This is a genomic window from Citrobacter sp. ANG330 (assembly GCF_047467925.1).
Lineage (GTDB): Bacteria > Pseudomonadota > Gammaproteobacteria > Enterobacterales > Enterobacteriaceae > Citrobacter_A > Citrobacter_A amalonaticus_G.
Genome location: NZ_JASJUI010000004.1, coordinates 31405 through 56699, shown reverse-complemented (window position 1 = coordinate 56699; position 25295 = coordinate 31405). Strand labels below are relative to the sequence as shown.

The 25295-nt window shown below is 44.3% G+C and carries 24 protein-coding genes, 1 tRNA gene and 2 pseudogenes; 4 read left to right on the top strand and 23 right to left on the bottom strand.

Translation table 11 applies throughout. From position 1 onward, the window contains the following. Positions 1–269: 269 nt before the first annotated feature. The 3 genes and pseudogenes from QNN88_RS11130 to QNN88_RS11120 all read right to left on the bottom strand — a co-directional run bounded on the left by QNN88_RS11130 (position 270) and on the right by QNN88_RS11120 (position 3980). Positions 270–1823: a peptide MFS transporter gene (locus QNN88_RS11130; RefSeq protein ID WP_414240281.1), complete on the bottom strand. Its 1554-nt coding sequence runs from the start codon at positions 1821–1823 to the stop codon at positions 270–272. A 528-nt stretch (positions 1824–2351) separates the two neighbouring features. Then, positions 2352–3185: pseudogene (locus QNN88_RS11125) on the bottom strand (class I SAM-dependent methyltransferase); the annotation flags it as partial. Positions 3186–3290: 105 nt separating this feature from the next. Beyond that, a complete protein-coding gene (locus QNN88_RS11120) occupies positions 3291–3980 on the bottom strand; it encodes a Crp/Fnr family transcriptional regulator (protein ID WP_414240280.1) in 690 nt (229 codons plus the stop codon). Positions 3981–4310: 330 nt separating this feature from the next. Here QNN88_RS11120 and QNN88_RS11115 point away from each other — a divergent pair, with 330 nt between their 5' ends. After that, the gene (locus tag QNN88_RS11115) at positions 4311–4625 is read left to right on the top strand and encodes a PTS sugar transporter subunit IIB (RefSeq protein WP_414240279.1); all 315 of its coding nucleotides are present in this window, start codon (positions 4311–4313) and stop codon (positions 4623–4625) included. 102 nt (positions 4626–4727) lie between these two features. Here QNN88_RS11115 and QNN88_RS11110 read toward each other — a convergent pair whose 3' ends face one another. The 6 genes and pseudogenes from QNN88_RS11110 to QNN88_RS11085 form a co-directional block, all read right to left on the bottom strand. Next, positions 4728–5624: a PHP domain-containing protein gene (locus QNN88_RS11110; RefSeq protein WP_414240278.1), complete on the bottom strand. Its 897-nt coding sequence runs from the start codon at positions 5622–5624 to the stop codon at positions 4728–4730. A 183-nt stretch (positions 5625–5807) separates the two neighbouring features. Then, positions 5808–7403: a glycoside hydrolase family 43 protein gene (locus QNN88_RS11105; RefSeq protein ID WP_414240277.1), complete on the bottom strand. Its 1596-nt coding sequence runs from the start codon at positions 7401–7403 to the stop codon at positions 5808–5810. A 61-nt stretch (positions 7404–7464) separates the two neighbouring features. Continuing rightward, positions 7465–8769, bottom strand: coding sequence for a glycoside-pentoside-hexuronide (GPH):cation symporter (locus tag QNN88_RS11100; RefSeq protein ID WP_414240276.1), 1305 nt, complete (start codon positions 8767–8769; stop codon positions 7465–7467). Between the two features lie 256 nt (positions 8770–9025). Further along, on the bottom strand, positions 9026–9820 hold the full coding sequence (locus tag QNN88_RS11095; RefSeq protein ID WP_414240275.1) for a helix-turn-helix transcriptional regulator: 795 nt from the start codon (positions 9818–9820) through the stop codon (positions 9026–9028). A gap of 330 nt (positions 9821–10150) precedes the next feature. Beyond that, the gene (locus tag QNN88_RS11090; RefSeq protein ID WP_414240274.1) at positions 10151–10867 is read right to left on the bottom strand and encodes a YebC/PmpR family DNA-binding transcriptional regulator; all 717 of its coding nucleotides are present in this window, start codon (positions 10865–10867) and stop codon (positions 10151–10153) included. A 342-nt stretch (positions 10868–11209) separates the two neighbouring features. After that, a pseudogene (locus QNN88_RS11085) lies at positions 11210–11332 on the bottom strand (Arm DNA-binding domain-containing protein); the annotation flags it as partial. 612 nt (positions 11333–11944) lie between these two features. Between QNN88_RS11085 and QNN88_RS11080 the strand changes: the two are divergent. Further along, positions 11945–12589 (top strand): DUF6932 family protein, encoded by a 645-nt coding sequence (locus tag QNN88_RS11080; protein ID WP_206616036.1) that lies wholly within the window; start codon positions 11945–11947, stop codon positions 12587–12589. Beyond that, positions 12583–13506 carry a hypothetical protein gene (locus tag QNN88_RS11075; protein WP_079810863.1) on the top strand — a complete coding sequence of 308 codons (924 nt, stop codon included), beginning with the start codon at positions 12583–12585 and terminating at the stop codon, positions 13504–13506. Before QNN88_RS11080 ends, QNN88_RS11075 begins: the two co-directional genes overlap by 7 nt. Positions 13507–13621: 115 nt before the next feature. Here the strand turns inward: QNN88_RS11075 and QNN88_RS11070 are convergent, their stop codons facing one another. From QNN88_RS11070 to proB, 13 genes are all read right to left on the bottom strand, one after another. Next, a complete protein-coding gene (locus tag QNN88_RS11070) occupies positions 13622–15106 on the bottom strand; it encodes a relaxase/mobilization nuclease domain-containing protein (RefSeq protein WP_414240273.1) in 1485 nt (494 codons plus the stop codon). After that, positions 15103–15477 carry a plasmid mobilization protein gene (locus QNN88_RS11065; protein ID WP_414240272.1) on the bottom strand — a complete coding sequence of 125 codons (375 nt, stop codon included), beginning with the start codon at positions 15475–15477 and terminating at the stop codon, positions 15103–15105. Before QNN88_RS11065 ends, QNN88_RS11070 begins: the two co-directional genes overlap by 4 nt. Then, complete coding sequence (locus QNN88_RS11060; RefSeq protein ID WP_414240271.1) at positions 15464–15733, bottom strand: hypothetical protein; 270 nt, start codon at positions 15731–15733, stop codon at positions 15464–15466. Before QNN88_RS11060 ends, QNN88_RS11065 begins: the two co-directional genes overlap by 14 nt. Beyond that, positions 15730–15903 (bottom strand): hypothetical protein, encoded by a 174-nt coding sequence (locus tag QNN88_RS11055; RefSeq protein ID WP_414240270.1) that lies wholly within the window; start codon positions 15901–15903, stop codon positions 15730–15732. Before QNN88_RS11055 ends, QNN88_RS11060 begins: the two co-directional genes overlap by 4 nt. Before the next feature lie 12 nt (positions 15904–15915). Then, positions 15916–16218, bottom strand: coding sequence for a hypothetical protein (locus tag QNN88_RS11050; RefSeq protein WP_042948914.1), 303 nt, complete (start codon positions 16216–16218; stop codon positions 15916–15918). Positions 16219–16708: 490 nt separating this feature from the next. Then, entirely contained in the window at positions 16709–16984 is a 276-nt protein-coding gene (locus QNN88_RS11045; RefSeq protein ID WP_121525355.1) for a hypothetical protein, read from the bottom strand. A 3-nt stretch (positions 16985–16987) separates the two neighbouring features. Continuing rightward, positions 16988–17275 carry a hypothetical protein gene (locus tag QNN88_RS11040; RefSeq protein WP_414240269.1) on the bottom strand — a complete coding sequence of 96 codons (288 nt, stop codon included), beginning with the start codon at positions 17273–17275 and terminating at the stop codon, positions 16988–16990. A 1287-nt stretch (positions 17276–18562) separates the two neighbouring features. Beyond that, on the bottom strand, positions 18563–18838 hold the full coding sequence (locus QNN88_RS11035; RefSeq protein WP_043085806.1) for a hypothetical protein: 276 nt from the start codon (positions 18836–18838) through the stop codon (positions 18563–18565). Positions 18839–18960: 122 nt separating this feature from the next. Continuing rightward, positions 18961–19161, bottom strand: a complete 201-nt coding sequence (locus QNN88_RS11030; protein ID WP_000213227.1) for a helix-turn-helix transcriptional regulator — start codon at positions 19159–19161, stop codon at positions 18961–18963. Positions 19162–19487: 326 nt separating this feature from the next. Beyond that, complete coding sequence (locus QNN88_RS11025; protein ID WP_348837239.1) at positions 19488–20702, bottom strand: tyrosine-type recombinase/integrase; 1215 nt, start codon at positions 20700–20702, stop codon at positions 19488–19490. A gap of 175 nt (positions 20703–20877) precedes the next feature. Next, positions 20878–20953, bottom strand: a tRNA-Thr gene (locus QNN88_RS11020). 114 nt (positions 20954–21067) lie between these two features. Beyond that, complete coding sequence (proA, locus tag QNN88_RS11015; RefSeq protein ID WP_414240268.1) at positions 21068–22321, bottom strand: glutamate-5-semialdehyde dehydrogenase; 1254 nt, start codon at positions 22319–22321, stop codon at positions 21068–21070. A gap of 11 nt (positions 22322–22332) precedes the next feature. Continuing rightward, the gene (gene proB, locus QNN88_RS11010) at positions 22333–23436 is read right to left on the bottom strand and encodes a glutamate 5-kinase (RefSeq protein ID WP_414240267.1); all 1104 of its coding nucleotides are present in this window, start codon (positions 23434–23436) and stop codon (positions 22333–22335) included. A gap of 287 nt (positions 23437–23723) precedes the next feature. Here proB and phoE point away from each other — a divergent pair, with 287 nt between their 5' ends. After that, positions 23724–24776: a phosphoporin PhoE gene (gene phoE / locus QNN88_RS11005; protein ID WP_414240266.1), complete on the top strand. Its 1053-nt coding sequence runs from the start codon at positions 23724–23726 to the stop codon at positions 24774–24776. Positions 24777–24856: 80 nt separating this feature from the next. Here the strand turns inward: phoE and crl are convergent, their stop codons facing one another. After that, positions 24857–25258, bottom strand: coding sequence for a sigma factor-binding protein Crl (crl, locus tag QNN88_RS11000; RefSeq protein ID WP_414240265.1), 402 nt, complete (start codon positions 25256–25258; stop codon positions 24857–24859). Positions 25259–25295: the final 37 nt, after the last annotated feature.

Here is a 25295-nt window from a genome sequence, read left to right as displayed (position 1 = left end):
TCTCTACTTAAGATCTTTCCTCATTTGCCAGATATAAGGGATCTTGTGAAACATCATTTTGTGAGGGAGAGAGACGGTATTTCGTCGGTCATTTCCGGTAACACAGTGATAACAGGCCGACGTTTTGAGCCTGAATAGATGTTCTGGTGGGAATAGCATTAACGATTATAAGGCGGGCGCCTGTTCGTCAGAATAAAGATTTTACCGGGCGAGAAAAAATAAAACCGGTGCATCAGGCACCGGTTTTATCAGTGAATATTTATTATCGATCAGCTATTTTCCGCCGGTTTTGGTTCTGTTTTAACCTGCGCGTTTTCCAGCATCCGACGCACCGGAACAATAAGCACAATCAGAACTGCCGCACAAATTAGCAGCGCAATGGAGCAACGGGCGAAGAGGTCAGGCAGCATATCGAGTTGGTCAGCCTTAACGTGCCCGCCAATCAGACCCGCAGCCAGGTTACCCAAAGCGCTGGCGCAGAACCACAGGCCCATCATCTGGCCACGCATTCTTTCTGGCGCTAACAGCGTCATGGTAGCCAGACCAATCGGGCTCAGACACAGCTCGCCCAGCGTCAGCATCAGGATGCTGCCCACCAGCCAGAACGGCGACACGCCGGCTCCACCGTTGTTCAGGACATTCTGCGCCGCCATCATCATCAGGCCAAAGCCCGCCGCCGCGCACAGGATACCGATAACGAATTTAGTGATACTGCCTGGACGCACATTTCGGCGCGCCAGTGCCGGCCATGCCCAGCTAAAGACCGGTGCCAGCAGGATAATAAACAGGGCATTGATTGACTGGAACCAGACGGCAGGAATTTCAAAATCACCGATCATCCGGTTGGTATAGTCGTTCGCGAACAGGTTAAACGAGGTTGGTTTCTGCTCAAACGCAGACCAGAAAAAGGCCGCTGAAACCAGCAAAATAAAGCAGACCAGCAGTCTGGCGCGCTCCTTGCGGGTCAGTCCGGCAAACGCGAACAGGTAGATAAAATAAAGCGCCACAGACGCGGCAATGACGTAAACCAGCATGCTGGCAACGGCAACCGGGTTAATGACAATCACCCCCTGGGCAATCAGCGTCACAATAATGGCAACACCGACCGCCAGCGCCAACAACCAGCGCCCCACGCCGTTTCTCTTGACGACCGGGCTGTTCCAGGTCGAATCGAGCCCCACTTCGCGGTCATAGCGTTTCATAGAAGGAACGGCAAACACACGGAAGATGATCAGCGCGACCAGCATCCCGATGCCACCGATACCAAAGCCCCAGTGCCAGCCGTGAGATTTGATCAACCAGCCAGAGATCAACGGGGCAATGAATGACCCCATATTAATCCCCATGTAGAACAGCGAGAAACCACCGTCACGGCGGGCATCGCCTTTCTTATAGAGGGTTCCCACCATGACTGAGATACAGGTTTTGAACAGACCCGACCCCAGCACGATAAACATCAGACCGATGAAGAACAGGTTGTCGCCCATCCAGGCCGACAGGGCAATCGAGAGATGGCCAAGCGCGATCAGGATCGAACCGTACCACACCGCGCGTTGTTGTCCGAGCCAGTTATCCGCCAGCCAGCCGCCCGGCAGCGCCGCCAGATACATGCTGCCGGCAAAAATACCGACAATCGCGGACGCATTTTCACGCGCCAGTCCCATGCCACCGTCGTAGACGGTCGCGGCCATGAACAAAATCAGTAACGGACGAATGCCGTAAAACGAAAACCGTTCCCACATCTCCGTGAAGAACAGTGACCCCAGCGGATAAGGATGGCCGAAGAACGTTCGGCTTTCGTTTTTATTAACAGAGGAATGCATAATTTCTCCCGAAATGGTGTGTTGTCTTGCTTGTAGCCACTGAATTACCCGCCGACCATTTATCTATCTGGCCGATCATTCACATTCAGCGAAATATTATTTAACCATTTGATAACCGTAAGACAGTTTTGTCTAGTGCCAACATCAGGACTTTAAGATGAAAACTCGATAGATGTCTAGTTTTGTAGATTTTCTGTTTGATAAACAAGGATAATGATTGACTTTAAAAGTCCGGAAAATATCCCCAGACAATTCATTAATAAACAAGGTGTTATCTTCATATATTATTCCCGGAAGCGCGAAATGATTGAGCTGTATCGTCCAGGGCATTTTTTACTGAGATACTTGCACGGGGGGTGAATCGCTTCGCCGTCGCCAGAATGATACGGCTGAGTCCTCAGCCTGAGGATGAATCACATCCTCGCTGGGTAAGGTTCTCCGTTATAGCGAAAAAGCCCGACAGCGTAAGCCATCGGGCATCGGGTTTATCTGGTCGCAGCGAAGAAAAATTGCCGTTTATACCGTCTCTCGACGTGCCATCAGGGCAAAGAGCTTCCCGGCAAAGGTTTCACTGACCGGCCAGTCATCAGCGGCAATACGGGCCGTCGTGTGAAAACCGCACTGCGCCAGCAGTTGCAAATACTCGTCGTCCCGCCAGGCACGCGTCTGACTGCTAAAATGCGCAATGCTGGCATCGGCTTTGAGCGCCCAGAACGTCGTGGTGCTGGTTTGTGTTTCTTCTTCCCAGCGATTTTCGCTCAATAACAGATGCGGTTCGGCGAGAAACAGCCCCTGCGGACAGCGCTGCCAGGACGCGGGGGCCATCCCCTGTCTTTTAACTTCGTCAAACGTATGCACTTCAATCAGCAGCGAGCCTCCCGGTTTCAGCCTGGCTGCGCTGCGCGCCACCAGCCGTTGCGCATCCTCAAAACTGAAGACATTGATTTCACCGAAGGTCATCATGATGAAATCAAAGGGGTCGTCAGGCTGGTACTCGCGAACATCCTGTTCCACATAATTGATCTCTAACCCTGCACTCTGCGCCTGTTCCCGCGCCCACTGAATGGAGGCGGGAGAAAAGTCGACGCCGGTGCAATCAAACCCACGCTGTGCGAGACGTTGGGTGTAAAAACCGGGGCCGCATCCCAGATCAAGTATCCGGGCACCCGCGGGAAGCTGACGGGCTATCCAGCTAACCTGTTGCTCAATAACCGGGAGTCTACGACTGGCCCAGTCGTGATCCTGCGACAAATGGTTTTCCAGCATTCTGCGGCTGAAGTCTGGCTCATTCCATGGGATCTTACCGCCCGTTTCGTCACCATCGTATTGTCCATTCAGGAGAGTCAGTTCAAGAAGGTTCATCCGTTGATCTCATCATAAGGTATCTGGTGGCTGAAATATCACTCCAGCCTGCCTTCACTGCAGGCGCATTATCTCATGCTCCTGTGATTATTTACCCCTCCCAACTCACACCGATTCAGATTTGTCAGCAGGAAAATCTGATAAGCGAACAGGATTTATCACCTGCAGGGTTTTATTTTTGTGTTGAATAATCCCTTGCTGCGCAAGTTTTATCAGCGCACGATTGAGTTGCCTGACAGAAACGCCCAACATGGCCGCGAGCGACTCTCTTTTCTCCAGTTGAATTGTTGCGCCTTCGTTTTGCATTTTAAAAAGCAAGAATTTACGCAATTTAGATTCCACCGAAATCGCGCCACTGGAATGGATCAGTGAATTATGCAGCAGTTTATGACTTAAATTCTGACACATAAAAAGAAGAAAAGCAGGATCGCTCATCGCATGTTCTTTTACGGCCTCGACCGGTAGGGTCAGTAACCATGAGTCCGATAATGCCTGAACGGAACCGACGGCCTTACTTTTCTTAATGGAGAAAAGTTCCATTTCGCCAACCACCGAAAAAGGCGTCTCAAAAGAATAGACCGCGTGCGTCCCGTTTGGATTATGGCGCTCGACCTGCAGTTTACCGTCAACCAGGAAATAGATATGCGTCAAATAGGTGTTTTGCGTCATCAGATACTCCCCGGCATCAATTTTGACCAGACGCAGTGCCGCTAACAGGGAGGGGTTAATTATCGCAGATAGCCCGTGCGTTAAAATAAACCGCTCTTTTAAGGCACTGTCGTTAATATTTTTCATCTTCCCTCCGCACTATCCCCTTCTCCCTTTATGGGATAGCACAATAAAGTGAGCGCGGCGATCACAAAAAGGACATCTGTCCCTTTTATTATCGCCAACTCCCAGTGTTGTCACACTGATGCGAATTGACGGCTGTGCGTACCACACCTCTTCATGACGAGTTCAGGAACTCAGTTCCGCTTAAGTGTCATCAACCTGTCTTCACGACAGGAGGCACCTGAGGTCTGAGCTACGACGCTGGAATATATTTGTTATGCAAATAAGATGTAGCGCTCATTTTTTGAACATAGCCAGCCCTATTCTGTGAACCGTTTTCAGGAGGTCAAAAACATGAAAAAGCTTCTGATATGTTGTTTGTTCGGGAATACGGCAAATTCTCTTGCCAAAAAGATGCAGATACTGGCAGAAAGCCGCGGCTATCCTCTCATGATAAGTGCGGTGGGGCTGGATAATTTCGCCAGCGTGGCTCCCGCTTTTGACGGTTTTCTCATTGCGCCGCATATTCAGTACAAGCTCAATGAAATCTATGACATTGTCGGAAATGCACGACCAGTCGCCATTATTGAAAGTCTGCCCTTCGCGTCGCTGGATGCGGAGAAAGTTTTAAACTTTGTGAAGGAGAAAATGCCTGAGCTGGCAGCCTGACCCCTGGGGCCGCAACGTATTTGTGGCTTCCGCTGATGAATGATAATAACAGGGGCAACCTCTAAAAATAAAACCCGGTGCGAACGCCGGGTTTTTCTTTGGTTAATAAAGCGTCACTTTGTCAAGAATTTCAAGTGTCTTCGGCAGTGCGGCCGCCCAGGGTTGGCTGCTGCCCATTTTGATGTTGGGCTTGTTTTTACCGTGAAAATCGCTGCCGCTGGTCGCCAACAACGCTTTATCCAGCGTGAACTGATAAAGTTCGCGACGAAGTGCTTCATCATGATAGCTGGAAAAGACCTCCACGCCCTGTACGCCGAGCGGCAACATTTGCTCAATCACCGACAACGGTTTTTCCTTTACGTTGGCGCCGATATGCGCAATGACCGGAATACCGCCGTTATCAATAATCATCGACGCCATTTCAGCCATGGGTGGCAGATCAACCTTCACATGGCAGGGTTTATCGCGGCCAAAAAAATCCCAGAAGAAATTGATCAGCGGCATGTCGCTGCGAGGGTTCCCGGCCCGGTACGGCAACAACAGTTCATGATTCGCATTGCGCGCATCCTCTAAAATTAATTCCGCCATCTGCTCTTCCTGCGGAACGCGATCGCCCGCCAGGGTATACAGGCGATCGACGTCAAGCTGAAACCCGAGCGCCCGAAGTTTCGCCAGTTTCAGCGGTGTTGCAACACTTTCCAGATGGTGGAAATTCTGCTCGACGACGTCAAAATCCCGGCAATCACGACGAAAACCGTAGCCCAGCAAATGATAGTTATTGCCTGCAAACGAGCAGTCAATTTCAATTCCCGTCATCACGCTCACGCCATTTTCATTGCCATAGCGAATAGCCTCCTCAACGGACCGTGCCGAGTTGTGATCGGTTATTGCCAGCGCCGCCAGGTTCGCCGCTTTCGCCATGATCAGCAGATCGCTGACAGGGAAATCCGCATCGTCGCTGTATACCGAATGCATGTGCAAATCGATACGCTTCATCATCTTCTCCTTAAGCTGATATTCAGGTACTGCAGGCACTATATGACCAGGCATGGGATTAATACAGCGCATCGCGCGCGAAAATTCTGAGTTTGAAAATCAGTAGGAATATCGGCGCAGGTTAATCTGTTTCTCATGAGGAGAACCGAGGGGATCATTACGTTCGTCCCCTCATTGTGATAGCGATTAATTTTCCGAATAAAGGAAATAATCAAAATCGGCATAAATGCGCTCGCCGGTGAAATCCTGACAGCACATCCCGACAAACACCCCGGTGAAGCGTTCAATGCCTCTTTCTTTAAAATACTCATCGGAAAGTTTACTGTATTCCACATGGTCACCTACCGGGAACCAGGTGCGTTCATCCAACGAATAATAGAACCTCGCGGAATCGTCTTTCACGCAGACTTTCAGATACACCAGCCCATCACTGGCAATCTTAATTCCTTCCCCCATCGGCAGTGAGAATCGGTTAAGGTCGTTAATCATCAAATTCACCGTTCTCTCGCCTTTTTCACTACAGGAAATATGCAAATAAATATAATTAGACGTGTCGTAATAACAGACCAGTCCAGCCATATGCTGGAATGAACGGGGTTGAAAATCGACGCAGGTTTGCGCAGTGAAGACAAAACCGGTTTGTCTTCTTGCCAGTAAACTTTGATAGTGACGGGAACTCAGCGATTCACGACCGCGCAAACGTAACCAGCCTTTTCTCTCTTTCAGCGAACACATCTCTTCACTTAAGGGGATGCGCAACGACTGATAGTGCAGCGGCAGTACGGGCGTATCAAAATCATCTTTTTCAGGCAGTGCTGGCCACGGGTACTCTCTCAGAGACGTTTGTACCCTCAGATCCGGCTCGACGGTGTTATTTACCAGTCGCAGCCAGCCTTCGTCATTCCAGTAAACCTGTTGAATCGCCGTTTCACGCCCCATCGGACTGCGGCCTCTGGAGGGTAATGGCCGACCGCATAAATGTACGATAAACCACTCCCCCTGACCGTTTTCAATAAGATCGGCGTGTCCGACACGCTGAAGGGGAAGACGACAATTGAAACGAGATGTCATCATTTGGCCAACAGGATCGGTCTCGTAGGGGCCAAATATGTGTTTCGAACGGGCGACAGTCACGCTATGGTTATAAAAGGTGCCGCCTTCCGCGACCAGCAAATAGTACCAGCCGTTATATTCATACAGATGCGGCCCTTCAGTGATCCCAAGCGAGGTGCCGGCATACATTTTCCGGCATTCGCCTACCAGTGTATTTTTCTTTTCGTCATATTGCTGAATAATAATGCCATTCCATTTCGGGAATCCGGCCTCCCCTCCGTCCATATAGCTCATTTCCATACTCACCAGCCACTTGGTTCCATCGCTATGGTGAAAGAGAGAAGGATCAATTCCCCGGCTATTGAGGTACGTTGGCTCAGACCAGTCTCCCTCAATATCTTCAGTGGTCACAATATAATTATTGCTGTCCCAAAAGCGCCCGCTCACATTTTTGACGTCGGTGTAAATGAGATAGAATCGATCGGCATCGTAGCTCAGGCATGGCGCATATATTCCACCGGAATCCGGGTTGCCGGTCATGTCGAGCTGGCTTCTACGATTCAATGGATAAGAAATCAGACGCCAGTTTTTGAGATCATAAGATTTATAAAGACAGACGCCGGGAAACCATTCAAAGGTTGACGTCGCTAAATAATAGGCATCACCCACTCTGATAATAGAGGGATCTGGGTTAAAGCCTGGAATAATTGGGTTCGTTATTGTGGTCATAAACACGTCCTGAAAGACAAAATTGAATTGTCGTTATACTGACTAAGTGATATTTCTGTATTTACACAGCATAGGAACGATATTGCTGCATAATAAAAAACATGATTAAGACAAAAACGGCCGGGATAATCGTAAAAATCAGACGCACCGTCATGATGGCGAGGTCCGTCTGCATCGCGGCGTTTCCGATATAACCACCAAAGGTCAACAACCAGCCGATAATGGCGCCTCCCACAGCAATACCAATTTTGATGGCAAATAAATTGGTGGAAAAAACCAGTCCGCTTAATGAACGATGAGATTTTTTCTCAACATTATCAATAATGTCGCTCAACAGACTCCATTGCAAAGGCGCTGAGCTTGAGTCAATAAAATGGATCAGGCAGATGACGCCGCAAATCATGAGTACAGATTCCGCAGGGACGGCAAAAAGTGCAGTCAGGATAATAGCCTGTATCACCAGTGTCAGTTTGTAGGCGCGTACTCGATCAAAGTTTTTGTACAATAGTGTGGTGGACATGGCTCCCACAAATCGCGTGCAAAGAATAATGACCAATACCGTGCTGACTAAATCAGGTCGTTTCATATAATAACTGACGAAATAGATCGCCCCACCCGTTTTTAAAATACCGGCAATCAGGCTGGCAATATTAAGTGAGAAGATACAGCGCCAGTTAAAATCTTTCATAATAATAAGCAGTTCCTGATAAATCCCCCGCAGGTTATGGTTTTTATCCACGTCTTTCACATAGTTCTCTTTCGTCATCGCAAAGCAGAGAAAGAACATGATTGTACTCATCCCTCCCATGATAACCATGGCAAGGAAATAACCTTTTTGCAGATCGCCTGCACCAAGTATTTTGGTTAATGGTAATGCGACAACAGACACAATAATGCCGCCCAATGCCGCGAAGGCAAAACGATACGATTGCATTGAAACCCGTTCCTTTGCATCCTTTGAAATATTATTGATTAATGCGCAGTAAGGAACGTTGACGAGAGAGTAAAAGAGAGAGAGTGCTGTGTAAGAAACATACGCATAAACAATCCTGCCCGTCTCGCCAAAATCAGGCGTATAAAATGTCAATGCGCCAAAGATACCAAAGGGAAGCGAAAACCAAAGTAAATAAGGTCTGAACTGGCCATATTTCGTTTTGGTATGATCCGCAAGATAGCCGATATAAACATCAGCAACAGCATCAAAGGCCCGGACAACCAGAAACATTGTCCCCATATGAAAAGCACTTAATCCATAGATATCCGTATAAAAATAGGCCATAAACAGCATAATGGTTTGCCAGATAATATTTGACGCGCCATCACCTAATCCATAGCCTATTTTTACTTTGACTCCAGACGTATTCATAGAAATACCTTTTACTTGGGAGGTTCAAGAATTTTAAATATCCAGGGCCGGCCTCAATATAAAAGATAAGTGCTACAGGGGATAAAAAATGTAGATAAATGGGCTGTTTATATAATTTTTTTGCGCCAGGTGCTATGTGTTGATCACACTTCCGCTAAGAACTGCCCGCGGAGACGCTTGCGTGATTTATTTTGCCAAAGAATCGTTATCAATGTTAATCATTAGCCATACCTGGCTTATTCTCAATTGACAAGAGTTAACTGGAGAGGCGATCGCTGATTTTAAGCTGCTCAGAGGTGAGGTTACTGGTTCTGAATTTTTTCGGCGTAACGCCGATAAATCGCCTGAACTGGTAGCAATAGTAGGCGGCATCCGTAAATTCACATTTGTACGCGATATCGGTGATGCTGAGATCGGTAGTACGCAGTAGCTGGACCGACATGGCGATTTTCTTGCGCAGTAAATACTCTTTAAAACTGACCTGCATGATCTTTTTAAATACTCTGGAGAAATGCCCGGATGACAACCCAACAGCGTCTGCTGCTTCGTTCAGACTCATGTTAAAGGATGTCCCTGTTTCCATGGCAATAACGAAGTTGATGATCATGCTAAATATTGGCTGGCTATCCGTTTGCGACGAAATCTTATCTGAAGTCATCGCATGCTGGAGTACCGTATTCAGCAAGAGAATAAGCAGCGGCCTGATCTCATTTTCCGTATGCGCCTCGTCGTTCACATCTGAAAACCATCTGAAGATGAAATCCAGCCTGTCAGCCTCTTTTTCGCTCAGGCAGGTGACAACGCCGATATGCGGCTCCAGAACCGGGAGGAGATATTTCAGATTGCTGAGCATTGCCCGATCGTATTGTAAAATATAACGCTCATGGTCGTTTGTAAATTCCAGCTCCATATCATGAAGGACTAACGGGCTGACATAAATCAAGGTGTTATTCTCAATCCTGAACTTCTCCCGGCCAATGCTATAGCTGCCTTTCGCGTTGCGAAACCACATGATTTCGTGTTCGAAATGGACATGCGGTTTTATATACATCCCCTTTTCAGGCACCTTTTCTCGGGCCCGCAGGATGTAATCGAGACCGGTTTTCGTCTCTAATTTTTCAAAAAAATAATCAGCATTAATGGGTGTCGGCATATGTTCTTCAAAGAACCGAGAAGTATTCAGGATGTGATAGCACATGGGCAAAACGGAGTACATCGGATTTTTATTTTACGCCGCAGTTCTCCACCTGATTCAATCATTGCTCAACAGTCATTTCACATAGTCAGCATTATTAATAATTACCTGGCTATGTTTTCTCTTCACACGGAACAAGTGACTTTAAAGAAATCTGCCACAATGACAGATTTCTTTAATTAATCATTAGAGATTTGCAACGTTATGATATACTTTTTGCACATCATCATCATCTTCAAGGGCATCAATAAGTCCTTCAAAGATTTCTAAATCCTCGGGTGAAAGTTCAACTTCTGATTGAGCAATCATCTCTAATTCTGTTGTTGAAAACTTAGTAATTCCAGCTGCTTTTAGCGCTGCAATTCCTTTATGAAGATCTGTAGGTTCAGTATAAATAACGATGTTTCCTTCTTCTTCGGTTACATCGCGAACATCAACTTCAGCATCAAGCAAAATTTCAAAAATATGATCAGGGTCTGATCCTTCAAATACAATCACGCCAGTATTGTCAAACATATAGCTGACAGCACCTGCCGCTCCGATATTCCCGCCTTTTTTATTAAAAATTGTGCGGACATTAGCAATCGTACGGTTAACATTTGAAGTCAACGTTTCAGCGATAACCATTGAGCCATTGGGACCGAAGCCTTCATAACGCCCTTGCACGAAGGTTTCATCTCCGCCACCTTTGGCTTTATCAATTGCTTTATCAATAACATGTTTTGGAACCTGCGCTTGTTTCGCACGTTCAATGACGAATTTTAATGATGAGTTTGACTCAGGATCGGGTTCACCTTGTTTTGCAGCAGCATAGATTTCTACACCGAATTTTGCATATACTTTAGATGTTGCACCGTCTTTAGCCGTTTTTTTAGCAACAATATTGGCCCATTTACGTCCCACTGGAATGGTCTCCTGAAGAATTTATTTACATTACTGGCAGATTAATAATCTGCGTATTTTTCTGTCATATTATATCATAATGAATAAATCCTCGTCTATGATAAAGAAAAATACCCCAATGTTACGGAATGTCATTTTAATTTTATCAATCGTTAATAGTGTAGTTCAGTGTTTTCCTGATTTTCTTCTGTTTTTTATTCTTCACTATTCAACCGCAGCAATAATACATAAGTAATAAAATTGATAATCCAGGCAAAAACTGGAATGACCACGCTCCGCTAAACCGTCGCTATTACTTTCCCTTTATATTCATTCTGTTTAACTTTGTGATGATTTAAGCGATTTTATACGCCAGTATCGAGAACCAGAGGGAACAACTTCAAAATACAAACCAGCACCATCTGCCAGCTTATAGGCTTTCTCTCTGGGTTTCGCAGCGTCTACCTGTCGTGCATTTAGCTTCATTGGGGGCATCTCCCTGGACCGAACACAGAATGCCCCCACTTATGCCCCCAACTGTAACTTGATGTTGGTTAAGTCTGGTTGATGGCCGACGATACGATTCGGGCCAGAAAGCGCAGCATACAGGCTTTGAGTTGCTTTAGAGAGATCCGGAAAGAGTTTGAAATGGTGCGATAATAGGAACAATACCTATTTCATATTCATTTGATTAATAATATTAATTTCCTATTTCATCTTTGGTGATACCCCCAAAGATACCCCCAATGGATTTCCCGCCTATAATGCTGCACAGGTAGCTACTTCACTTTTGCTGTGAGAAAACATTACATTGGTATAACTAATGAGAATGAGCAGAGGCATTAAGTCACGTAATATTGCGTTTCCTCTGTTAAGGCTTTTGTGTGAAAAGAGCATTACTTTTAGTCAGTTAGGTAGCATTACATAAGCATAACTAAATTTGAGAAAACCTCGAAAAATCAGCATGTTGAATTGATGGATGGTATTGTTTTTTAAAAGGATTTTAATTGCCAACCTGCGATAATACGCTTAAGATGAACACATATCTATTGAGCTAAAGTAGTCGCTCAATCAATCTGATTGTTATGGAGTGAGTGTGTGATACCAGCGTTTACAACATCTGGAGTCTTACCTCCTTTCACTGGTGATTCGGCCGCTCAAAGGGCAAATGCATCGCCATACAAAGTTGCAATGACGGATATCGTTAGTCGTTTTGCAACAAGTATTGAACGAATTACCATCCTTGAAGGCCTGCTTGCCTACAGAGAAAAGCTAAGAACAGTTGGCTTTACTGAGGGTTTCCAATGGATAGATGGAAGCTTTGTTGAAGATTGTGAGTCAGCAAACAACAGAGGTAGGGCACCGGCTGATGTTGATATTGTTACGTATGTCTATCGCCCGTTGAGCAGTCAAGGCAATGGATACATGGAAAATGACGAACTGATGCCAATTGTTATGGCTAATCCCGATTTATTTAATCCTAAGCAGTCCAAAAGCGCTTATCACTGTGATGCATATCATGTAGATCTGTGTATACCCCCGGATATGTTGGTTGAAAAAACAGCATATTGGTTTGGTCTCTTCTCACACTCAAGAGTATCAAATCTATGGAAGGGGATTTTAAGTGTTTCCATGAATTCTGATGATGCTGCGGCAAGAGCTATACTGGATGCTAAGAAACAAGAGATTCTTACACAACTCGTTGGTTGCAGCCAAACTGTAGATGGAGGTGGATCATGCTGAAAAGATTAGAGTTAGATACTTTACAGGCAGAACTGTCCTCTATCGAATATTTAATTCAAGGTCGCGAGGACGTTGACCCTATTGGTTTCTTGCAGATGAACAGCAGGCGACAAGAGATCGCTGAAAAAATAGATGCCATTAAGGATTATCATTCGAATAAGGCAGAAGTAGGTTTGTTCTTTGGTGGCAATCCTGTTTTTGGTTCTAAAGGAATAGATGCGGACTTTACGTCTGCTATTCTAGATAAATTTCAATCATTAATATCCAAGCGTTTTGCTTTCTTGGAAAATGGTTCTTTATCGCAAAGAGGCCCTATTCCAAATAGTGTAAATACAAAATTAATGATAACTGATGTTGCTCGTGGATCCTTTGGTTTTATTTTGGAAGAAGGATTAAAATCAGAAGAATCAATTATCGATTCGGATTTGAAATATGTTGTTGAGGATGTAAATAATATAATTGGAAGAGTATCATCTTCTGATGAAGCTACATTTGAAGATATTATAGAGCAACTAGACTCTCGAGTAATGAATGAGTTAATGTCATTTTACAACGTATTATTTAATGCTGGTGCGACTCTAAAAATTGTTGATGACAGAAATGAATATATATTATCTGAAAGCAAAATAAGAATGGCTAAAAGTCGAATGGAGACAGTAAGAATATCAGAGGAAAGAAACTTTGAAATTGAGGGTGAACTTTATTTACTGCCAAGTGATAAAAAATTTGAAATTATTACTACTAATACTGAACAGTCAATAAAAGGTAGGATTAGTAAATCTTTTTTAGATAAACATCCTGCTGAAATAAACTCCATTGTTGGAAAGCATTGGCGTGTTCGTTTGATCGCTAGAGATGTATTAGAAAACGATGTAGTCATTAAAACAACTTACACTCTAATTGATTGCGTTCAGTAATTATATACATTTAATACCGCCTTCGGGCGGTTTTTATATTATATAAAATCACCACTCATTACTTTCTTAATTAAAGTATCAACCAATATAAAACGTTCAGGGTTATATTACAAAGTTATCGAGGTTTAAAAATCGGTTTTGAATGATGTTCTTCATCTCGCTGTGTCAGTATTTGTTTTGTTGGATATTCTTTTTTTATATTTTCTTTTAACTTCGATTTAAATCTACTCTCATTATCAACCATATAAAATGGCTTTTTCTTTATTTCTTCTTTAACTATTTTTTCTTTATTCGTTGGCTGAATAACTATTTTTTTTATTCCAAGTTTCACTCTTATCTCTTCGATCTTAGTTGCTCGACTATTGATGCTGCTACGGCCTTTGAGTCTAAATTTATTGGTGGCAATTGTGGCTGTTTCTGCATGGTCAAGTATCCTACCAATAGAACCACCACTAAATTTATCACGCCCACTATTGAAGCCACTTTTATTATTAGTTTTGACTGTTTCTTTATTGTATTGTTTTTTAACTCTGTTGAGTATTTGTGCAGCTTTCTGTGTTGTTCTTCTAACTTTTGAGCCTGTTGGTCTATTATATTTTTCGCTGAGTTTAAAGCTGTTGTTGTTGCTTCTAATGAGTTGTTCACTCTTGTAAGTGTCTGTTGTGTCTGATTTAATGCTGTACTGACTGATTCCGATAGTATCATCATCGATTCGGTCAGAGGCTCCACCGTCATTGATATTTGATTCAATAAATGATCGTCTAATACTATTTTCGTCATCTGTTTTTCTTGCTGAGAATCTTCTAACGAGTTCATCATTTCTATTTTTGTCATATTTCACCTTATTTTTTATAGTGTTCCAACTAAATTTTTTGCCTAACTGAGAGCCTTTAAAATAAATATTTTTTTCATTATTTTTGATACCAAATGACACCCCAGCGACGCTGCCAGTAGAAGCTACGTTGAAGGCTGGCTCGATGCCTACAGCCTGCAGACGTTCTACGAACGTGGACAAATCAGGCTTACCGACTAAAGCCGCTTGTAGTGCGTTCTGTAGCACGATTCGAGCTGGTTTTTCACCTATACGGAGAGCTTGCTCGATCTCGTTCTTGGTTGGTGCTGATACGTCTGATTTTTGACCTTTAAGCCCCTGTGTAATGGTTAAGCCGTGCTTTACTTCTAAACGTTCACAAGCTGCTATTGTATTAAATGCTGAGTGCTGACCGTGCCATACAGAACCATCAAGGCCGACACGATTCGCTACTATATGGATATGGTCTTTATCAGTATCTTTATGACGCACACAAATATATTGATGTTTTTCTATATCGATATTCATTTCTTTCAAATAGTCTTTTGCTATTTCTTCCCATTCCTGATCTGTTAAATGTTCATTCTTGGGAAGAGATAAAAAAGCATGAAACACTGGTTTTTTTATATCGTGTCTAAAGCTGCTTACAGCTTTGAACTCATCAGTTAAATCACTAACATTATTTTTATCTACTGACATATTGCTACAAATAAAACTGTGATCGTCTTTTAATATATACTCAACTCTATTTTTAAATGATCTCCCTGTTTTAGCCACATTCCCTTTCATACATACCCCAGATCTTTATTAATTTCTGTCAATCTTCTGCCAACCTGCTTTATATTAAACATTATTTTATCAACATCATCTTTATTAAAATATTCATTACCATTTAACTTTTTAACGGCCTGATTTATGTTATTACCAAGAACTGACATCTGTAAGTATGTTTTTTGATTAACTTCTGGCATCTTTCTCTTAATAATGGGTTCAGCGTTTAAAATCTCTTTTCGGATGTAATGGCCTCTTTCAAGGCCAGATGCTTCAACAAGCTCTTTTAAATAGTCAAACTCTGCTTTGTTTACTCTAAACTGTATAGATATATCTCTGCGCTCTTCGTGATTTAATTCTATACGTCCTCTCTTTCTATCTGTCTTCATATTTCTTTCTCACTTCATTAAAAGCTTTATACTGAACATAATCACTTATAGCTTTTATATAATCATCATCATTAGTATCTATCAATGTTTGTATAAGCTCGTCAGCTTTATTTTCGTTAATGTATCTATTGGAAACAAAATAACATAAGCTTTGTTCCTCATAGCTAGAGTAATCAAAAGGTATATCTTTAGCTTGTTCAATATAATAGAAAAAACGCGCTAATACATTAAGTTTTATTTCATATTCCATAATCATTGTTGATGCCTCTTTTTGTATTTTATAAGTTCTTTTTTGTCTATTATCTTTCTAACATCTGATATTGCTTGCTTTGCTTCGCTTGATGTGTTTGTTTTACTCATACAACTACGGATCATAAACGCACCTAAAAGAATACAAAGAAGCATCATTGCTATTGCTATAATCATATATTAATCTCCTCAACTAAAATGAATATAAAACTTATCTTCTTCTTTTGATTTTAAAACAACATTATTATAAAAATCTTTAATGTCATTGATACGTTCAGGATCTGGATAGTTCTTTATTTCTTCGCTATTTATTATTTTATTTAATGCGCTTTCCGCTCCTTTTTTACTTATTGTTTTACCTTCATTGCTACCTGAAAAATGATTATTATACTCTTCACAATGAAAACTCTTATAAAAAACAGCGTCAGCATAACCAAAAAAGAAAGCTACTTTTTTATCTTTTTTTCTTTCAATACTAAAATCGTGCGACATATGTATAACTCCTAATATTATTTATAATATCCAAAGCAAATCTTTGGGGTTTGATTTACCGCCTCCCATTTGATAAGGGGAACAGGCGGAAGGGTAGATCTTTTTCAACCCTACGAGCAAAGCGAGATAGGGCAATCCGAAGGATTGGGTAAATAGCGGATACGCTATTACACCTTGCCTCAGTTTCCGAAAAACAAAAAAGCTGAACTATACTTATATTTAAATAAATAACCGATATAAAATACTTGTCAATAGCGGCTACATAATAAATACACTGCACGACGAATAAAACGCAAATAAAAGATAGGGTAAATAATATATTGTCTTTCTGGTAGCTATGCGTAGTAGCGGGGACAAATCGTCAAGTGCTAAATCGTGGGGTCCCGTTTACGGGTTCCGATTTAGTGCTTGATGACATAGGGGGAGGAAATAAAATTTATATGGGTGATGGTTCACGTAGTGGAGCATCACCCTGAAAGACGGGACTGATTTACATTCTTCTTCTGAAGATAATGTTGTCTGAGAAAATTGCCTTACCCGCGACAAAACCGACAATAGCTATTATTGGTAAGCTAATTGTTGCTCCTGCCATGCCAGTAGACATTCCAATCAGCACTGACAGACCAAAAGCTAACAGGATGATCACCGCCGCATACCAACCGGGATATGTTCCATACAGAACTGACGCTTGGCAGCCTGTGCATACCTGAACACCTCTTTGGCTTTCTTTTAGGCAAAAGGGGCATTTGATTGTGTTGTTTTCCATTTTTCAGTTCCTTTTAAAAACAGCACCTTGATAGACGACGCCATCTTTGACTTTTTCGATTTTAAAAGTCCAAGAGCCAAGATCTTTGTTTTGCGTTTTGGCTATATAGATGGGTTTCTTGCTTTCATCCCAGCTTTTAACGGTAAAAACACCATCGCGAAACTTGATCACATCTTTCTGAATATCAAGCCTGACGCCGAACTGTTGATTAACATAGTTGCCATAGATGCCATCATCGCCACACCCTGCTAGCAGGACGGCAAGACCTGCCACTAACATAAATTTCCGCATACCTTTTCCTTCACCAATAGCACAGATCTACGACTGACCTGTAAACGCCTTAGGATTCAATTATTTTCATGTCTAGTCATATCGTTTGTACCGATCGAAAAAACAAACAATGATAGATTATAACTATCAAAATTAAACAAATGATCGTTTAAAGCAATTAATAACGATCGATTTAGTACCTTTGATTGCTAAAACCTATCAATATTAACTAATCGATCTTTTATACCGTTCTATTCTTGTTAAGGATTTGGATCTTGAACGGACAACAGCGGGAAAAGTTCTATGATGGGATATCTGGAACGAGACTTTTTTTATATTTTTTAGATATATTTTCCTTTTACTTTATTAGCCTTCGTTTTATAGTTTTTTTGATCTAGCTCTGCTTTATATTTTATTAGTGCCATATAAAACAAGGCACCTTTACTATAAATAAACTTAGCTTTAGTGGGAGCTATATACTGCCTTGTGCTCGCCCCCGAAAATGGGACTTCACCCAAGGCTTCGCCTCCTGAAATTTTCAACTTATTTTGTTGAAAATCTATCAAGATTGGCGAAAACCAAGATGAAAAATATGACTTCACCCAAGTTGATCTGGCTTAAAGCTCGACATCGTTTCCAATGTAGGACACCCTACGACACCCCCAGATTCGTTCATGCAGATTAATGTATTGTTATCCCCTATTTATGCTGTCAACAAAGGTAGGGCTTTCTCATAGCTATTCCATATACAACTTCACTTATCTGTTTAGAACTTCGCTTCGGGTTGGTATTACGTCGCTTCCCCTTCTATACCTACAATCAACAAAACATACGGACATCTCTCATTAGCGACTCGCGCTCAATTGCTCCACATATGCAGACCTGATACAAAGGTTTATAATTTGATTGCTTTCGAGGACATTAAAGATTCTGGAAGTGGTATTTAAAAGACTTGTAAAAAGCTCAGATTTAGATTTGACAAATATGAAAAGATTATTTAATACTTTATTATATTTGTAATCGCGTTATTCCTCTAACTGATTACAAGACTTAAAAAAGTCAGCGAAAACTTTTTTAGTCCTTAAAAAGTCAGATTTATCATCTGGCTTTTTTTGTATCTTTACTTTTTATAAAACTTATATTTTAATAGTCAATAGAAATAAAGAAAATATTTCACAAAATCATTATTGATTAATGATAGTAAACCTAATAAAGGTCAGATATATATCTGACCTTTTGCTTATGATATCTATATTACTCATATAAAATCTCTAAACGCTAAACAATCCATTTTGAGCTATTTTATTTTCACATATAACAAATCATAATGGCTTCTGTATGCATGCACATTATATTTATTCTAACCTCTTCAAAATCTATGAATCTATGCTGACTTTGATCAATACTCTTCTTCGTTTTATCAATAATATCATCGTAAACAGTTTCCATATAATACTTGTCAGTAAATAGATCGAATACTTCATTAGCAGGCTTCGCAAGCACTTTCTTGGTAAAGCGAGAGTATTCTAACAATGCTGTAAGTTCTGCTGAGTTCTGACTATTACACTTATTTTCTTTTTTCATTTTGGGTTCCTTATTTAATCGTTAAGTAAATATCCCCCTACACTTTCATGTATTATTTAAAAGGGATTGTTGTATTTTATAAATATATGTTTATATTGCTTTCACATACTACCCATATATTATTATGCTGCTGTATTGCGTGATGAATAGATCAGTTGTTCAATCCATTCATCAATCTCACTTTCAACAAAGGCACAGGCTCTTATTCCAATCTTAATCGGCTTAGGAAAATCACCCTTACTAATAAGTCTATAGATCCATGCTTTGCTAAATCCTGTTTTATTCATCACTTCTGGCAAGCGAATAAGTTTTCTTGTTGTCATATATTTCTCCGTTGTTGTTTTGATGAATGTAGTATCTGCAGATCGCTTATGACGTTCAACCCTCGGAAAATCAGAATTGAACTCGGATTGAGTGTTTTTCATACAAAAACAGATGAAATGGCGGGAGAGCTGTCACTGGGCGGGGTGTAGAGCGATTTAGCAATAAGTGCTATTTATTTTCCTGTTTTAAGGTATTTTATAATTTTTATATTAATCAATTAGTTAACAAATATCAGTTTAAATTCTGACTTAATTCTTATCTGCATTAGCCAAGAAAAAGGGCTATGCCCGTTAAGACATAACCCTTCTTTCATCAGCAGTTATCCTTACCCACGCCGATTAAACGTTCCCTGTACGACATTACCGCCTTTCTCAAGGCTTACCATGTAGTTGGCATACCATTGCAGCATCTCGCGTCTGCCATCGAGATATTGCGCATGGTTGTAGGTGCCACGGATAGCATTCTTATCAACATGGGCTAGTTGGGTTTCAATCCATGCAGTGTTGTAGCCCTGTTCATGAAGAACGGTGCTCATGGTATGACGGAAGCCGTGACCCGTAACCCGTCCTGTATAGCCGATTCGCTTAAATACCTGATTGATACTGGCTTCGCTCATGGTCTTACTTGGATCATTGCGGCCCGGAAACAGCAAAGGGAATTGTCCCGTCATTGCTCTGATCTGTTCGATAATGGCTAACGCTTGGGTAGATAGCGGGATGATATGAGGGCGGCGCATTTTCATGCGTTCAGCAGAAATTTCCCATAGCGCTTTCTCGGAATCGATTTCCGACCATAAGGCACCACGCAATTCACCCGTTCTTAGGCCAGTAAGGATCAACAATCTCGCTGCCAACACCATCAATTCACTACCAGAGTAGCCAGCAAGGGCTTTAAAGAAGGCAGGAAGCTCTTCGGTGGTCAGGAACGGGTAATGTGTAGATTCATGCCCCTGCATGGCACTTGTGAGATCAGGCGCAGGATTATACTCGGCTCTGCCTGTTACGATGGCATAGCGAAACACTTCACCACATCGTTGGCGCACTTTCTTTGCTTTCTCTGTTGCACCTCTGGCTTCGATTTTTTTAAGCACATTAAGAAGCTCTAATGGCTTAATGTCCGCAACAGGCCGTTGACCAAGAAAAGGAAAAATATCTTTATTGAAAGCTTCGAGAATGTCAGAGGCATACCCAACTGACCATTTTTTCACTTTCATGCTGTGCCATTCGAGCGCAATTTGCTGAAAGGTGTTTTTGACCTGCGCTTCACGCTCAGCTTTATGTTCTTTCTTAAGTTCTAAAGGATCGATACCCCCAGCGATACCTTTTCGAGCTTCATCACGTTTTGCTCTGGCATCAGCCAAAGACACATCGGGATATACCCCCAGCGCCAATAACTTTTCCTTTCCATCGATACGATACTTTAAACGCCAGTAGCGTGACCCGTTAGTTTTAACCAATAAGTAGAGGCCACCACCATCAGCCATCTTGTAGGGTTTATCTTTGGGCTTGGCAGTCTCGACCTGTCTGGCATTGAGCTTCATCTGGGGGTATCTCCTTTAGACCGAACAGCGAATACCCCCATTGATACCCCCAACTCACCGTAGATTTCTGTGAACGTGAGTAGACGAGCAGAGACAATAAGGGCCGTGAAACCGCGTATTATAAGGGTTTAAAAGGTGTTTGAGTAGACTTAGGGAGACGTTAAAATAGGTAGGATGGTGCCGATAATAGGAGTCGAACCTACGACCTTCGCATTACGAATGCGCTGCTCTACCAACTGAGCTATATCGGCCCTGAAGAGGACGTGACCACGAGTGTGAGCACGGGGTAGAAGGTTAAAACTAACCGGGCGATGCGTCAATAGCCTTGCGAATCAAGTGGCTGATTTTGCATCACCCGGCATTAATTAGGCACGAATCGTATCGTCACCAAAGCCGATCCACTTATAGGTGGTCAGCGCTTCCAGCCCCATCGGACCGCGGGCATGCAGTTTTTGCGTGCTCACCGCCACTTCCGCACCGAGACCAAACTGTCCGCCATCGGTAAAACGGGTCGAGGCGTTGACGTATACCGCAGACGAATCCACTTCATTCACAAAACGGTTCGCGTTGTGCATGGTGCGCGTCAGGATAGCGTCGGAATGCTGAGTGCCGTGCTCGCGAATATGCGCGATGGCGTCATCCAGGTCCGCGACGATTTTGACGTTCAAATCCAGCGACAGAAACTCGTCATCGAACTCTTCCGCTTTCACTGCCACCACGTTTGCCGGACCCGAGCTCAACAGGGCAAGCGACCGTTCGTCCGCATGCAGCGTTACGCCGCTCTCCGCCATCTGCTGGCTCAACGCAGGCAGAAAACGCGCCGCGATGTCCTGATGTACTAACAGCGTCTCGACCGTGTTACAGGTGCTCGGACGTTGCGTTTTCGCATTGACGATAATCTTCAGCGCCGGGGCAATCTCTGCGCTGTCATCGACAACGATATGGCAGACGCCAATCCCACCGGTGATCACCGGAATGGTCGACTGCTCGCGGCACAGCTTATGCAGACCTGCGCCACCACGAGGGATCAGCATGTCGATATACTTATCCATGCGCAGCATCTCATTCACCAGCGCACGATCAGGGCTTTCAATGGCCTGAACCGCCGCCTCCGGTAGCCCGCAGGAGGTTAATGCCTGCTGGATCACGTGGACGGTGGCAGCATTGGTGCGATACGTCTCTTTACCGCCACGAAGAATCGCCGCATTACCCGTTTTCAGACACAGAGAGGCGACATCGACGGTGACGTTCGGGCGGGCTTCATAAATCACGCCAATCACGCCCAGCGGCACACGGCGACGCTCCAGACGCAGCCCGCTGTCCAGCAGCCCTCCGTCAATCACCTGCCCGACCGGATCCGCCAGATTGCAAACCTGACGAACGTCATCAGCAATTGCCTTCAGGCGCGCAGGCGTCAGCGCCAGGCGATCAAGCATCGCCTCGCTCAGGCCATTCGCGCGCGCTTCGGCCACGTCCTGCGCATTGGCGTTCAGGATAGTTTCCGTTTGCGCTTCAAGCTCATCAGCTATTTTTTCCAGCACGCGATTTTTTTCACGACTGGAGAGCAGCGCCAGTTTGTACGACGCCGCTTTGGCAGCAATGCCCATTTGTTCCAGCATTTATCTGCTCCTTAACGGGTAATCATGTCATCACGATGGACAGCAACCGGGCCGTATTCATAGCCCAGAATCGCGTCAATCTGCTGGGAGTGGTGGCCGGCAATGCGGCGCAACGCGTCGCTATTGTAGCGGCTCACGCCGTGGGCAATGTCGCGCCCTTCCAGATTACAGATGCGGATCACTTCACCACGTGAGAAGTTGCCTGTCACGCTTTTAATGCCTTTCGGTAGCAATGAACTACCGCGTTCCAGAATCGCCGCCGTTGCGCCTTCATCCACGGTGATTTCACCGGCAGGCGGCGCGCCGAAGATCCAGCGCTTGCGATTCTCCAGCGGAGAGGCCTGGGCATGGAAGCGGGTGCCGACAGAGATGCCTTCCATCACATCACCAATCACACCGGGTTTGCTGCCAGCGGCAATGATGGTGTCGATACCGGCGCGACAGGCGACGTCAGCGGCCTGTAGCTTAGTGCCCATGCCGCCCGTTCCCAGCCCCGATACGCTGTCGCCAGCGATAGCGCGCAACGCATCATCAATCCCGTAGACATCTTTAATCAGTTCGGCCTGCGAATCGGTACGCGGGTCGGCGGTGAACAGCCCCTGTTGATCGGTCAGCAGCAGCAGTTTGTCCGCCCCGGCGAGGATAGCCGCCAGCGCGGAGAGATTGTCATTATCCCCTACTTTAATTTCCGCTGTAGCAACCGCATCGTTCTCATTGATAACCGGAACGATATTGTTATCCAGCAGGGCACGCAGGGTGTCGCGCGCATTCAAAAAGCGCTCCCGGTCTTCCATGTCCGCCCGCGTCAGCAGCATCTGTCCGACGTGAATGCCGTAAATCGAAAACAGCTGTTCCCACAGTTGGATCAGTCGGCTCTGCCCGACCGCCGCCAGCAGTTGCTTGGTAGCAATAGTCGCCGGCAGTTCCGGATATCCGAGGTGTTCACGCCCGGCGGCGATAGCCCCTGACGTGACGATAACAATACGGTGTCCTGCGGTATGCAACTGCGCGCACTGACGAACAAGTTCTACGATGTGGGCACGGTTCAGGCGGCGCGATCCGCCCGTTAGTACACTGGTGCCGAGTTTTACCACCAGCGTCTGGCTGTCACTCATGATTCTCTGCCGTTCAAAATAGGGAAAATGATAGTAAACGAACGTTTTAGCAGGACTGGCCCCGGTTGCCAACAAGCAGCGCACAAAGCATGGAATTTTGTTGTGCTGGATCAGCAAGCGTAGCGGCAATTTTTGACGTTTTTATTACTGAAACAGAAAAACATCCTTTTTTAAAATTATTCTTACGTTGTCATAAAACCTTCACTCCAGAACGTTAAAACCCTCCTGTCTTTCAACGGGGATCACACCCAGTAAATAATAGCGCGTACGTTAAATCAGGACTGAAAATGAAAAAGAGCACTCTGGCATTAGTGGTGATGGGTATTGTGGCATCGGCATCCGTGCAGGCAGCGGAAGTGTTTAATAAAGACGGTAATAAACTGGATGTGTATGGCAAAGTTAAAGCGATGCACTATTTCAGCGATAATGACAGCAAAGACGGCGACCAGACTTATGTCCGCTTTGGTTTTAAAGGCGAAACGCAGATTAACGATCAACTGACCGGTTATGGTCGTTGGGAAGCGGAATTTGCAGGCAACAAAACCGAAAGCGAATCCGGTCAGAAAACGCGTCTGGCGTTTGCCGGGGTCAAGCTAAAAGATATCGGCTCTTTCGATTATGGCCGTAACCTGGGCGCACTTTATGACGTTGCCGCCTGGACCGATATGTTCCCGGAATTTGGTGGTGACGGTCTGGCTCAGACCGATAATTTTATGACCAAACGCGCCAGCGGCCTGGCGACATACCGGAATACCGACTTCTTCGGCATGATCGATGGTCTGAACATGACCCTGCAATATCAGGGCAAAAACGAAGACCGTGACGTGAAGAAACAAAACGGTGACGGGTTCGGGACATCACTGAGCTACGACTTCGGCGGCAGCGATTTCGCTATCATTGGCGCCTACGCCAACTCTGACCGTACCAATGAGCAAAACCTGCAGGCGCGTGGTCATGGCCAGAATGCTGAAGGCTGGGCAACCGGTCTGAAATATGATGGTAACAATATCTATCTGGCAACCATCTATTCTGAAACCCGCAATATGGCGCCGATCTCCGGTGGTTTTGCCAACAAAGCGCAAAACTTCGAAGCCGTCGCGCAATATCAGTTTGATTTCGGCCTGCGTCCGTCCATCGGTTACGTTCAGTCGAAAGGCAAAGATATTGAAGGTATCGGTGATGAAGATATCGTGAAATATATCGATGTCGGCGCGACCTATTATTTCAACAAGAATATGTCGGCGTTTGTTGATTATAAAATCAACCAGATTGATGACAACAACAAACTGGGCGTCAACAGCGATGACATCGTGGCGCTGGGTATGACCTATCAGTTCTGATGCCAGAATGGGCCGGATGAGTTGACTTATCCGGTGAACAAAACAGAGGGACCGGATGAATCATCCGGCCCCTTTTTGGATTACGCCGTTAATTTCACCGGCTCGTCACGGAAATCATCAGCCGGCTCCAGTGACAGATGCAGCGAGTTTAACAACTCACGCAACTTCTCATGAAACTCGCGCAGGGTATATTCCAGTCGCTCAACCACTTCTTTATCTTTGACAGGCACGCTTGTCCAGTCGCCCGCTTTGTCGAACAGACCAAATTTGTAGCTATAAGTAAAACGCTTTTCGTGCGCTTCCAGTTCCATCCACCAGCCCCAGAATTCGCGCACTTCAGGCGCGGGCTTCACGTTGACGCAAACAGCCAGGCAATCGAAAAAGAATCGATTATCTTCGCACTTTCCTTCGCGGATATAAGGGCCAAGCGCGGTGAATTTCTTGATTAATCTGCTCTTCGGGTGTCCACTCGGTAACGTCATTGCGATCTCCTGTTGTGAAGCAACTGTTTTACCAAAA

Coding starts and splice junctions, on each gene's coding strand:
- QNN88_RS11100 (WP_414240276.1), bottom strand. CDS start 8,769: ATGAATACGTCTGGAGTCAAAGTAAAAATAGGCTATGGATTAGGTGAT.
- QNN88_RS11040 (WP_414240269.1), bottom strand. CDS start 17,275: ATGCGGAAATTTATGTTAGTGGCAGGTCTTGCCGTCCTGCTAGCAGGG.
- QNN88_RS11065 (WP_414240272.1), bottom strand. CDS start 15,477: ATGAAGACAGATAGAAAGAGAGGACGTATAGAATTAAATCACGAAGAG.
- QNN88_RS11050 (WP_042948914.1), bottom strand. CDS start 16,218: ATGTCGCACGATTTTAGTATTGAAAGAAAAAAAGATAAAAAAGTAGCT.
- QNN88_RS11030 (WP_000213227.1), bottom strand. CDS start 19,161: ATGACAACAAGAAAACTTATTCGCTTGCCAGAAGTGATGAATAAAACA.
- QNN88_RS11025 (WP_348837239.1), bottom strand. CDS start 20,702: ATGAAGCTCAATGCCAGACAGGTCGAGACTGCCAAGCCCAAAGATAAA.
- QNN88_RS11105 (WP_414240277.1), bottom strand. CDS start 7,403: ATGACCACAATAACGAACCCAATTATTCCAGGCTTTAACCCAGATCCC.
- proB (WP_414240267.1), bottom strand. CDS start 23,436: ATGAGTGACAGCCAGACGCTGGTGGTAAAACTCGGCACCAGTGTACTA.
- QNN88_RS11035 (WP_043085806.1), bottom strand. CDS start 18,838: ATGAAAAAAGAAAATAAGTGTAATAGTCAGAACTCAGCAGAACTTACA.
- QNN88_RS11055 (WP_414240270.1), bottom strand. CDS start 15,903: ATGATTATAGCAATAGCAATGATGCTTCTTTGTATTCTTTTAGGTGCG.
- proA (WP_414240268.1), bottom strand. CDS start 22,321: ATGCTGGAACAAATGGGCATTGCTGCCAAAGCGGCGTCGTACAAACTG.
- QNN88_RS11045 (WP_121525355.1), bottom strand. CDS start 16,984: ATGGAAAACAACACAATCAAATGCCCCTTTTGCCTAAAAGAAAGCCAA.
- QNN88_RS11095 (WP_414240275.1), bottom strand. CDS start 9,820: ATGTATATAAAACCGCATGTCCATTTCGAACACGAAATCATGTGGTTT.
- QNN88_RS11110 (WP_414240278.1), bottom strand. CDS start 5,624: ATGATGAAGCGTATCGATTTGCACATGCATTCGGTATACAGCGACGAT.
- QNN88_RS11060 (WP_414240271.1), bottom strand. CDS start 15,733: ATGATTATGGAATATGAAATAAAACTTAATGTATTAGCGCGTTTTTTC.
- QNN88_RS11115 (WP_414240279.1), top strand. CDS start 4,311: ATGAAAAAGCTTCTGATATGTTGTTTGTTCGGGAATACGGCAAATTCT.
- QNN88_RS11120 (WP_414240280.1), bottom strand. CDS start 3,980: ATGAAAAATATTAACGACAGTGCCTTAAAAGAGCGGTTTATTTTAACG.
- phoE (WP_414240266.1), top strand. CDS start 23,724: ATGAAAAAGAGCACTCTGGCATTAGTGGTGATGGGTATTGTGGCATCG.
- QNN88_RS11070 (WP_414240273.1), bottom strand. CDS start 15,106: ATGAAAGGGAATGTGGCTAAAACAGGGAGATCATTTAAAAATAGAGTT.
- QNN88_RS11130 (WP_414240281.1), bottom strand. CDS start 1,823: ATGCATTCCTCTGTTAATAAAAACGAAAGCCGAACGTTCTTCGGCCAT.
- crl (WP_414240265.1), bottom strand. CDS start 25,258: ATGACGTTACCGAGTGGACACCCGAAGAGCAGATTAATCAAGAAATTC.
- QNN88_RS11075 (WP_079810863.1), top strand. CDS start 12,583: ATGCTGAAAAGATTAGAGTTAGATACTTTACAGGCAGAACTGTCCTCT.